The organism is Paenibacillus sp. 2TAB19, assembly GCF_052115185.1.
Taxonomy (GTDB): Bacteria; Bacillota; Bacilli; order Paenibacillales; family Paenibacillaceae; genus Pristimantibacillus.
The window spans coordinates 1-9,227 of record NZ_JBFRGE010000131.1; the positions used below are offsets into that span (position 1 = coordinate 1).

At 41.2% G+C, this 9,227-nt stretch carries 9 protein-coding genes; all 9 read left to right on the forward strand.

What is annotated here, in order from left to right:
- The first annotated feature begins 267 nt into the window (after positions 1-267).
- Complete coding sequence (locus AB4Z33_RS29475) at positions 268-1,245, forward strand: YpdA family putative bacillithiol disulfide reductase (RefSeq protein ID WP_442053320.1); 978 nt, start codon at positions 268-270, stop codon at positions 1,243-1,245.
- Between the two features lie 972 nt (positions 1,246-2,217).
- Complete coding sequence (locus AB4Z33_RS29480; RefSeq protein WP_442053321.1) at positions 2,218-2,709, forward strand: RNA polymerase sigma factor; 492 nt, start codon at positions 2,218-2,220, stop codon at positions 2,707-2,709.
- Entirely contained in the window at positions 2,706-3,629 is a 924-nt protein-coding gene (locus tag AB4Z33_RS29485; protein ID WP_442053322.1) for a zf-HC2 domain-containing protein, read from the forward strand. The genes AB4Z33_RS29480 and AB4Z33_RS29485 overlap by 4 nt, the downstream gene beginning before the upstream one ends.
- A 333-nt stretch (positions 3,630-3,962) precedes the next feature.
- A complete protein-coding gene (locus AB4Z33_RS29490) occupies positions 3,963-4,232 on the forward strand; it encodes a hypothetical protein (RefSeq protein WP_442053323.1) in 270 nt (89 codons plus the stop codon).
- A gap of 163 nt (positions 4,233-4,395) precedes the next feature.
- Positions 4,396-5,406, forward strand: coding sequence for a hypothetical protein (locus tag AB4Z33_RS29495; protein WP_442053324.1), 1,011 nt, complete (start codon positions 4,396-4,398; stop codon positions 5,404-5,406).
- Positions 5,407-5,714: 308 nt separating this feature from the next.
- The gene (locus AB4Z33_RS29500) at positions 5,715-6,146 is read left to right on the forward strand and encodes a DUF3888 domain-containing protein (RefSeq protein ID WP_442053325.1); all 432 of its coding nucleotides are present in this window, start codon (positions 5,715-5,717) and stop codon (positions 6,144-6,146) included.
- A gap of 67 nt (positions 6,147-6,213) precedes the next feature.
- Positions 6,214-6,651 (forward strand): hypothetical protein, encoded by a 438-nt coding sequence (locus tag AB4Z33_RS29505; RefSeq protein WP_442053326.1) that lies wholly within the window; start codon positions 6,214-6,216, stop codon positions 6,649-6,651.
- Between the two features lie 364 nt (positions 6,652-7,015).
- Positions 7,016-8,275: an effector binding domain-containing protein gene (locus AB4Z33_RS29510; protein WP_442053328.1), complete on the forward strand. Its 1,260-nt coding sequence runs from the start codon at positions 7,016-7,018 to the stop codon at positions 8,273-8,275.
- A gap of 711 nt (positions 8,276-8,986) precedes the next feature.
- Positions 8,987-9,227: hypothetical protein (locus AB4Z33_RS29515; protein ID WP_442053327.1), on the forward strand; the 241-nt coding region annotated here is incomplete at its 3' end.

The window sequence follows — 9,227 nt, forward strand, 5'->3', positions numbered from 1 at the left end:
CTCATAACAATACCCCGTTCCCATATATGAATATAATCTAATTCATTATAACTTTAGGGAACGAAAGATCGGATGACTCGATAGAGCTATAAAATATAATTACCAATACAAAAGTCAATAAACTGGAATCCGAGTATCATTGAGTAGAAGGGAGCACGAACAAAGTAAAACTTGATAACAGATGTCATTTTTTGTGACATAATTTGTTGACTGAAATTATGAAAACGTGCTACATTATTGGCTATTAATTAGATAGGAGCAACTAACATGAGAGACGTTATTGTAATTGGCGGCGGACCATGCGGTCTTGCCGTTGGACTGGCACTGCAGGAGCAGGGAATCGATTATTTGATTTTAGAGAAACAAGCCATAGTCAATTCGATCAAATCATTTCCGGTAAATATGCGATTCTACAGTACGAGTGATCGATTAGAGATTGGAGATATTCCGTTTCTATCTGAAGAGGATCGACCCACACGCCATGAAGTGATGCGGTATTATAGATCGGTCGTAATAAGGCAGCAAATGAACATATTAACCTTCCGCGAAGTAATTGGCATCGAGCGTATGAAGGATGGTTTCTTAGTGCGGTCGTTGAACCACCTCGCCAAAGAAGAGATATTTGAGGCACGGAGAATCGTGATCGCCACAGGTATCTTTGATCATCCTCGATTATTGGACGTTCCAGGCGAGCAGCTTCCAAAGGTCATGCATTATTACACCGAGGGACACTCCTACGCTGGGCGGTCCGTATTGGTGGCAGGAGGTAAAAATTCAGCAATCGAAGCAGTCATCGATTTGTATCGCAATGGTGCAGATGTGACACTTGTTCATCGTGGTGCTACCGTGCTGCAAGGCATTAAACCAACCTTGCTGACCGATATTCGTAATCTATTTGAGAAGGGCAGAATAGACTTTTATCCCGAGTCGGAAGTTACGCGTATTTTAGATGAGCAGGTGGTGATTACAACCGCAGGCAGGGAGATTGTAATTGAGAATGAGTTTGTTTTTTCGTTAATCGGTTATCAGCCGGCTCTTGCCATGATCAATGATTTAGGTATCCGTATTGATCCAGAAACTCAGATCCCAACATTTGATTCTGAAACTTATGAAACTAATATAAAGAATATCTATGTAGCTGGCGTGGTTACGGGAGGAATCACAAATAAAGTTTTCATCGATGACGGCCGTCTTCATGGACCCAGGATTGCCGCTAAAATCGCCGGTGATCTGCGCAAACTGTGAACAGTCGAACATATTTGTTAAATAAGAACGTACTCTACAGKAACGTTCTTATTTAACAACAGTGATGAATTTATTTTTTAACAATTGTGATGGGAGAGTGAAGTTATTTTGTAGTGAAAAACATTTAACTCAATACGTTGTCAACTTATATGAAAATGTTTGTCAGAGTACAAGAACATATATGCATTTGAAGCCGCGTAAATCGCGGTTTTTTTGTTTTAAGGATATAAGTTCTTGTCCAAACTCGAGGACAAGAACTTATATCCTTAACCGAAATGGACAAGAACTTACATCCTAAGCCGAATGTTTTCGAATATCCCAATAATAAAGGTGCTGGTTGGCATTAAACTGACTGGCAGTTTAACGTAGTACAATAGGATGTTATGATAAAGTGTAAACGGGTATAAGGAGATAACATAATTTCTTTAATGGGACCTAACAGAAAAATTAAGAAACACATCACAATTAAAATTAATCATCAGACAGTTAAAATACTCAAGTATAAGAAAGAAAAACACGAGGACAGATTCACTGGTGAAACATATACCACTATTGAGTTAATCACCAAAATTGATAATGATGTATTTAACAATAAAACAGTCACATTAGAGCTTGCAGATATGGATGTTATTCATGCTGAATGGATTACTCGATTCTCCCAGCCTGGTCTACTTAGATATATATACAGGATTAAAACTGAAGTCATGTCGTTCAACTAACGGGGAACATTAGTTCAGCGATCCAGGAGTAGTTTTCAGACTCGGCAGCTGCTCCTTTTTCATTAAGCTAAAGGGCAAGATAATTCAAATATATGGTACTATTTAGTTATATAACCCAAGCGGATTTTTGAGCTGCTTGCTTACACGGAGCGTTGGACAAAAGAATTGTCCATGCTCCTGTTTTTGTGACTATTTCGGAATAACGTTGTCTAATAGATATGCGGTTCGGCATGAGCGAGGGAGAGGAGAACTTTTGAACGATTTTTCGGATGTTTATAACGAATATGCTGTACCTGTACGCCGATTTTTGTTGTCCTTAACGCAAAATGAGGAAATAGCGGAGGAGTTAACGCAGGAGACGCTGTATAGAGCTTTTCTCCATATCGATAGCTTCAGAGAGGAGAGCTCCCTCTACAGCTGGCTGTGCCAAATTGCCAAAAATCTTTATTTGAACGAGCGAAAGAAGCTCGCAAAAAGGCAAGCTTCCGCTGCTACGCACTTGCTTGAGGGTGTGAACGGCGAAGAATGGACGCAAACACTACTTCTTAGGGAGCAAGCGATGTTGGTCCATCAGGTGCTGCATTCGCTGCCCGAGCCCTATAAGGAAGTGTTTACTCTTAAGGTGTTCGGCGAGCTCAAGTTCAAAGACATTGCAAATTTGTTCGGCAAGACGGAATCCTGGGCGAAGATGACGTTTTACCGGGCGAAGGAGCGAATTGTAAAAGGAATGGAGGAGAAAGCATGAGACAGCCTTGCAACGTGGTGTATGATTTGCTTCCGCTTTATATCGATGGGGTGTGTTCGGAGGAGAGCAAGGAACTCGTCGAAGAGCACTTGACGGAATGCCCGGCGTGTAGAGAGAAGCATGCGGCGATGACCAGTGAGATGGTGGAGGGCAGCCTACTCCAACCTAATCAGCCCACCCTTAGGAATCGCGATCTCGCTGCGAAGAGAGTGTTAAAACGAATTAAGCGAAGATGGACCCTTAGCGTGGCAGCTTTGCTGCTGCTCGTACCGTTTTTTTGGCTAGGCGTGAATCAGTATCGGGGCGAAGGCATTTCGTACACGAATCTTTACGATCACTATAACGCTGTCCGCTTTCTTCATGCACTGGAGGACAGAGATTATGAGAAAGCTTTCTCTTTCGTGAACGTGAGATTTTATTATGAGGAAGACTTGCAGAGAAGTTTGCCTGGCGTAGCCAAAGGGCTCCGTAAGGAGGACTTTACTTACGAGAAGCTGGAGGACGGAAAGTATTATTATACGAACGAAACGACCCGGATCCCAGAATCGGACATCGAGGAGTGGCTGAAGGAACGAAACGATTGGTATAACCAGTACAAGGATATGTCGTATGAGCAGTTTTATGCCTATAGCGAAAGCAATTTTATAAGGAATCTGCAGGAGTGGGAGAAGCTTGGATACGAGATTACAGGGTTTAGCTGGGATTCCGCAATCGTGGATGAAAGCAGCGTGCATGAGGTCAATGAACTTAGTTTCAATGTCTATATCTGGGATGGAGAACAAACGACGAAGTCAGGCGAAATAAGCCTCGATGGAAACGATAAAGGGAATTTTATCATCGGCGGAGGTTCTTATTTACATGGCGATGTGAAGACGAGCAGCCTACTCCAGGCAATGTCTGTTTGGGAGTTCGATAGTTGATAAAACCACGACGGAAGCCACGATTGGATGCCTACTCGTTGGGACGATAGCACCACGACATGACGGCAGCCGGCCACACGATCGGTTGCCGTTGCTCGTTGAAGTAAAGGACAGGATAATGCAACAAATGCAATATCTGAATCGTATAAATAATGGAGTGTTTGATAAATCGATTCCAAAAGAAAAGGGTGTGGAATTATGAAAATAGAAAAAAATCTTATATCGTAGTTTTATCGGGGCTGGTTTTTGTAACAGGAATCGCTCTATATTTTTATCCAAATAAGCACGGAAATACAGTTTCAGAGAATGACTACCTTCTGAAGGCCTCAGGAGATGCTCTTAATTACGCTGTTAACGAACAAGGACAAACCTAGTAATGGACCATTCCCTGCTGGAACAGAACAAGAACCTGAATTAATTAAAGCTGAGGGGAAAAATGGAGTTATTGGATACGTAAAATCTTCCGATCTAGATCCACAGGTGTCTTCGCCTGAAGAAGCAATAGCCTATATGGAATCCATAGAACATGTGGACTATATATCAATTCCTTTGTATAAATCTGATGGCAAAACTGTAATTGGTGAATTTAGACTTGGGAATTAACGTGATGGCTTGCAGAAGGTATGGCTTTAATCTTTATATGATCTATATTTATTTTAGCACACAGCTAGTTTCAATAAGCAGTTAAGCCGGTTTTTGATCTTCGAAAGTTGAGATGCAAACATTAAATTGGGAAAATAGCAATTTTAATGTAGGAGGACTTTGGATGAAAAAAGTGATCTTACTGGTGCCCCTGCTGCTGGGAGCGGCATTGTTGTTTTATTTCTATCAATCATTCACCGATTCTCACAATGTGGATACCGATTCCCCAACGTCTGCCTCGCTGGAACAACACCAAGAAACACCATCTCTCCCGACCCGTGAACCGGACACTTCTGAACAAATCAACAGTTCAGTCTTTGATGTAAGCAAAGCGATATATCTCGGTGAAATCGACAGCGGGGCCGTTTATGAAGCCTTTGGCAAGCTTTATTACGTAGACACGCTTGGGGAAGCCATTGAGATCGGAGATCCCGCTATCGAAAAAAGAGGAGCTGTCCTTGCTCCAACTGGAAATACCCTAATTTACCAGTTTTCCGATACGTCCATTATAACAAGTCCAGCAAAACTGGCTTTGCTCCATTTACGAGATAACAAGGAGAATGCTGTGATCGAGCTTGAAACCAGCAATAGAATGGAAGAGATCGGCCCGTACTCCTGGTCAGGCCAAAATGTTTTTGTGCAGGAAGCTCTTGCAACCGAATCGCCGAATTTCCTCATGTTTAATGGTAAAACGGGAGCAGTAGTCGATTCAGGCAAGCTCTTTCAAACTCTATATGAAAACAATAAAATAACGAAAGTGTTGAGGCTCGATCCCAGACACATAGTGAACTCCGACAACGGTTTGGGGGCTCCGATTATCGTTGCGGCATTAACGGAGGATGGCGTTTTGCACGAACTGCTTGAGGAAACGTTTTACGAAACGATGTTTCTGGATATTAAAATATCCGATGACCTAACCGCAATCGTCATATGGACCCATCTGGTACCGGATATTTCTTCCACGCTTTGGGTAGCGGAACTGGATCACGCAAATTGGCAAACGGGCGAATGGCAAAAATACGATACCGCTCCCGAAAAAGAAGGATCTATCCGGTTCGATACCGACCACAGAAATGTGTTGCTGAGCAACGGGGAGATGATCGTGATGCCTAAAGTAGAAGGAGTTGAGCACTAAATACGAGGTACCTTACCTAATTTACGACTATTTATCATTTTTAAACGAAGGAGTAAGCAGACAGGTATGTCATTTAGAGTATTTGAAAGTGATAATAACTCCCGATAATAACTTGTTCATGTACATTTCGGCTATATACGTTACACTAACTGGGAACGATAGTTCAACAACATAAAGTGAGCAGTCCGYCGYGGCCCTGCTCACTTTTTTCATTAAACTAAMGGGCAGATTACGCTAACGCATACACCTCTCCATTCTGGACAGATTATTTAATGTTTGTTGGATTAAGGTAAGGGAGGGCATGTTTCTTGAGAGTAATAATTTGCTTTGTAATCCTATTATCAACGGTTGGATCGCAATTATGTAATGCATCTGATGAAAAGCCTCTTAAGGACTCAAGAGAATTGCAATTGCAAGATATGCTTGTATTGCAGTTGCTTCCTCATATGAGAGAAAGACTTGCTGTTGTGTATTCGGATGTATTTACAGCACCAGGCTCACCTGATATTTATCCTTATTTTGTTGATGTCAAGGATACCAGAAGGGTAAATGGCTTCCGTGGTTTTGATTTTTTGATTACTCTTGATGTACATCCAACAGTTGGACCCCATATTTCTGTTGGTGAAGATGTTTTTACATATCGAATCTCAGCAGATGGAGTTGAACTTAAAAGTTTTGAACATGTTAAAGGACCAGATAAGAAAGACTTTCCTCCAAATTACCAGGATCTTTTAAAGTAACGGGCAGTTTAACAACAACACGCATAAAACCCTGTATACTGTGGGAGTTTATGGATGAGGTGATGACATGATACGAAAATTGATTTACGGTCTACTCTTTTTCTTTTGGATTATACTTATCAATGAGCCAATAATTACTGCTCAACCAGATGAATACAAGGCTAAGGAAAAAGACTCAATTGAATGGGTCGCTTTGTGGACTTTCCCTAAAACAAGGGAAGAACAATTGGAGCGTATGCTAACGACTGAATTGCAAAGAAAGGTTTTATGGGCGCTCCAAGAAAAACACTATTTAGAGCCTGGAAAAGAACATCTATACTCGATTGATCCATTTCAGGTATCCACAATGAGACAAAATGAGCATGGAATCTCTGAATTGGAGGTCACTGCAAAAGTACATCAAGTTATTGATAATGAAATAGAAAAGAAATTTGATAATTATCTAATTTCTTTTCGTCATAAGTACGATTCAGGGTTTATGGTCATAGAGGTGGTAAAAAAGTAAGGGCCATGGGGCAAAACTAATTATTTACTCAACCGCAGCCGGTCCGGCTGCTTTTTGTCGTTGAGCTATCTGGGAACGATAGATCAACATCATAAAGTGAGCAGTCCGCCGCGGCCACGCTCACTTTTTTCATTAAGCTAAAGGGAGGATAACGCAATAGTCGTGATTCTTCGCCAATACGAGAAAAAACATCGAGAGATCTATAGTTCTCCATGCTACAATCAATGCCATGGAGGTGCACATCCATGAATTATGAGCAAAGAATTCAATCCGTACTTAATTATATTGAGATGCATGTGCAGGAAGACATTACGTGTGAGTCACTTGTAGCGCTGGCCGGCTTCTCTAGTCACATTTTTTGCGCGTGTTTGAAGCATACATCGGCTCCACCGTCATGTCATATGTGCGAGGTCGCAAGCTACATCTTGCTGCCGAACAACTAAGCCAAAGTAAAGATAAAATAGCTGACATCGCATATGATTACGGTTTCGAATCTCATGACGTATTCGGAAGAGCTTTCAAACGCATGTATGGAATAACACCGGAAAACTATCGGAGGAGAAGGTTTCTTTTGCCTACATTCCACGCTGTCAATCTCGCACAGCAGCGAAATGGAGCTGTAGCAATGTTGAAAACCAAACCTCATACAGCGATTGTGACAAAACCAGATATGAAGTTAATTGGCATAGAATGCCGATTTGAAGATTGTGTACCTCCTCCTGATCTGTGGAAGAAGTATTTCGATGAGTGGCAGCAAACTTTCGGCAATATCGCACATTTACGCGTAGAGCCAGAAAAAGAAATCGACTATGCCTTGTCATTAGATCGAGACGAAAGCGGATACACCTATTTTATCGGGATCGAAGTTACAAGTGTAGACCATGTGCCGCCAGGTGCAACAGTACGGCTCATCTCAAAAACGAAATATGCGAGATTCACTGCTATTGGCCCAGTCGGGGAGTCTATAGGACGAACATATGACTACATTTTCAAAGAATGGTTTCCAAGTTCGTCGTATCAAACTACTTCCGGTCCGATCATGGAACACTATGATATGCGTTGTGCAACCAGTCTCGGTATACCGCCTGAAAAGCACGAAATGGATATCTACATTCCAATCGAACCAATCATAACAGAAACAAAAGAGATTATTGAACTTCAACCTTACCGGGCAGCTTATTACAAGGCCGTCGGCAGAAAGGGAAGGAAATGGCACCAAGTGAAGAAAGAAGCATTTGATGTCATGTTTGGTTGGGTATTATCGCAAGGCATTGATCAATCTAATATGCGGATTCGAGCACATAACAACGGAGGTTCGTCGGAAGAGGATTTCTATTATGAGGTTTACATCGACATTACCGGGAAAGATGTCACTATAACAGAGAATTCACTTATCAGCTTGATAGATTGCGAAGGCGGATTGTTTGTCGTCATTCCTGCACTTCATCGTATGTTGGAGCCGACAGGAAAAGCATTTGGCAAATGGTTTGACCAGCAGGAGAAATATAAGATGACGGGTGAATGGTTCGAAGAATTCTTAATTCATAACGTCAAAGTGACTTTGGATACACTCATCAGGATGAATTTCGGGGTGAAGAGATTGTTGGTTACAGAGCTGAACTAACGGAGAACTTTAGTACAATGTACCATAGAGCAGTTTGCGATCCGCAGCTGCTCCATTTTTATTAAGCTAAAGGGCAGGACACTTCCAATATGTGTTAAAATATATTTTTGTAAAAAGAACCAAAAAACCTGCATTGCAGAAACGGAGGAATTGTGAGGTGCAAGTCTTTAATTTTAGTCAAATTAACAATCTGTTGACTGGGGTAGGGTTAGCTTGCGAGCTTGAAGCTACCTCTGAACTGAATCGAGCTTTCGTAAAAGTGCAGGTTATTAATGAACAGAAATATCTAAATAAGATAGAACCAGGCTCGGCTAAATTCTATTTAAGAAAATATGAGGTGCCCTCAGAATATCTAGATAATAAATGGGACATTTCGGATGATGAACTAGTTGGGTCAGTTCATAATATAAGTATCATTGGAATTAAAAATCTACCATGAATGAATGTCGGACGACAAGAACATATATACAACGATAGCCGCAAAAATTGCGGCTTTTTTGATTTATGTATAGAAGTTCTTGTCGCGAGCTCAAGACAAGAACTTCTATACATAGCCGTATTAGGACAAGAACTTCTATACATCCCCGTGATCCCCGGTAATGCACGATTTATTAACTAACGGGAGGATAGTTGAATAACTCAAAAAACCATTAGCAACCTTTTAATTCCATTTATCGTATACAGATTAGAGGTTTTATGGAGGTGATTATTGTGAAAAAGTATTTACTTACCTTCTTGTTGCTAACTCTTATTATGATCCTTGGGTGTAACGAGAAGAACCAGGACTCTTTTCAGGAAAACGGCGGAGTTTCAGTTAATCTGATATGTAGTCGGCAGGACAATACAAATAAATGCACAGACCAGCAATTCAATGATATCCAATCATTCCAAGTCTTCAAAACTGCTATAGACGGTGCAGAGAAAAAATCGGGTATACTTAATTATATAGCAG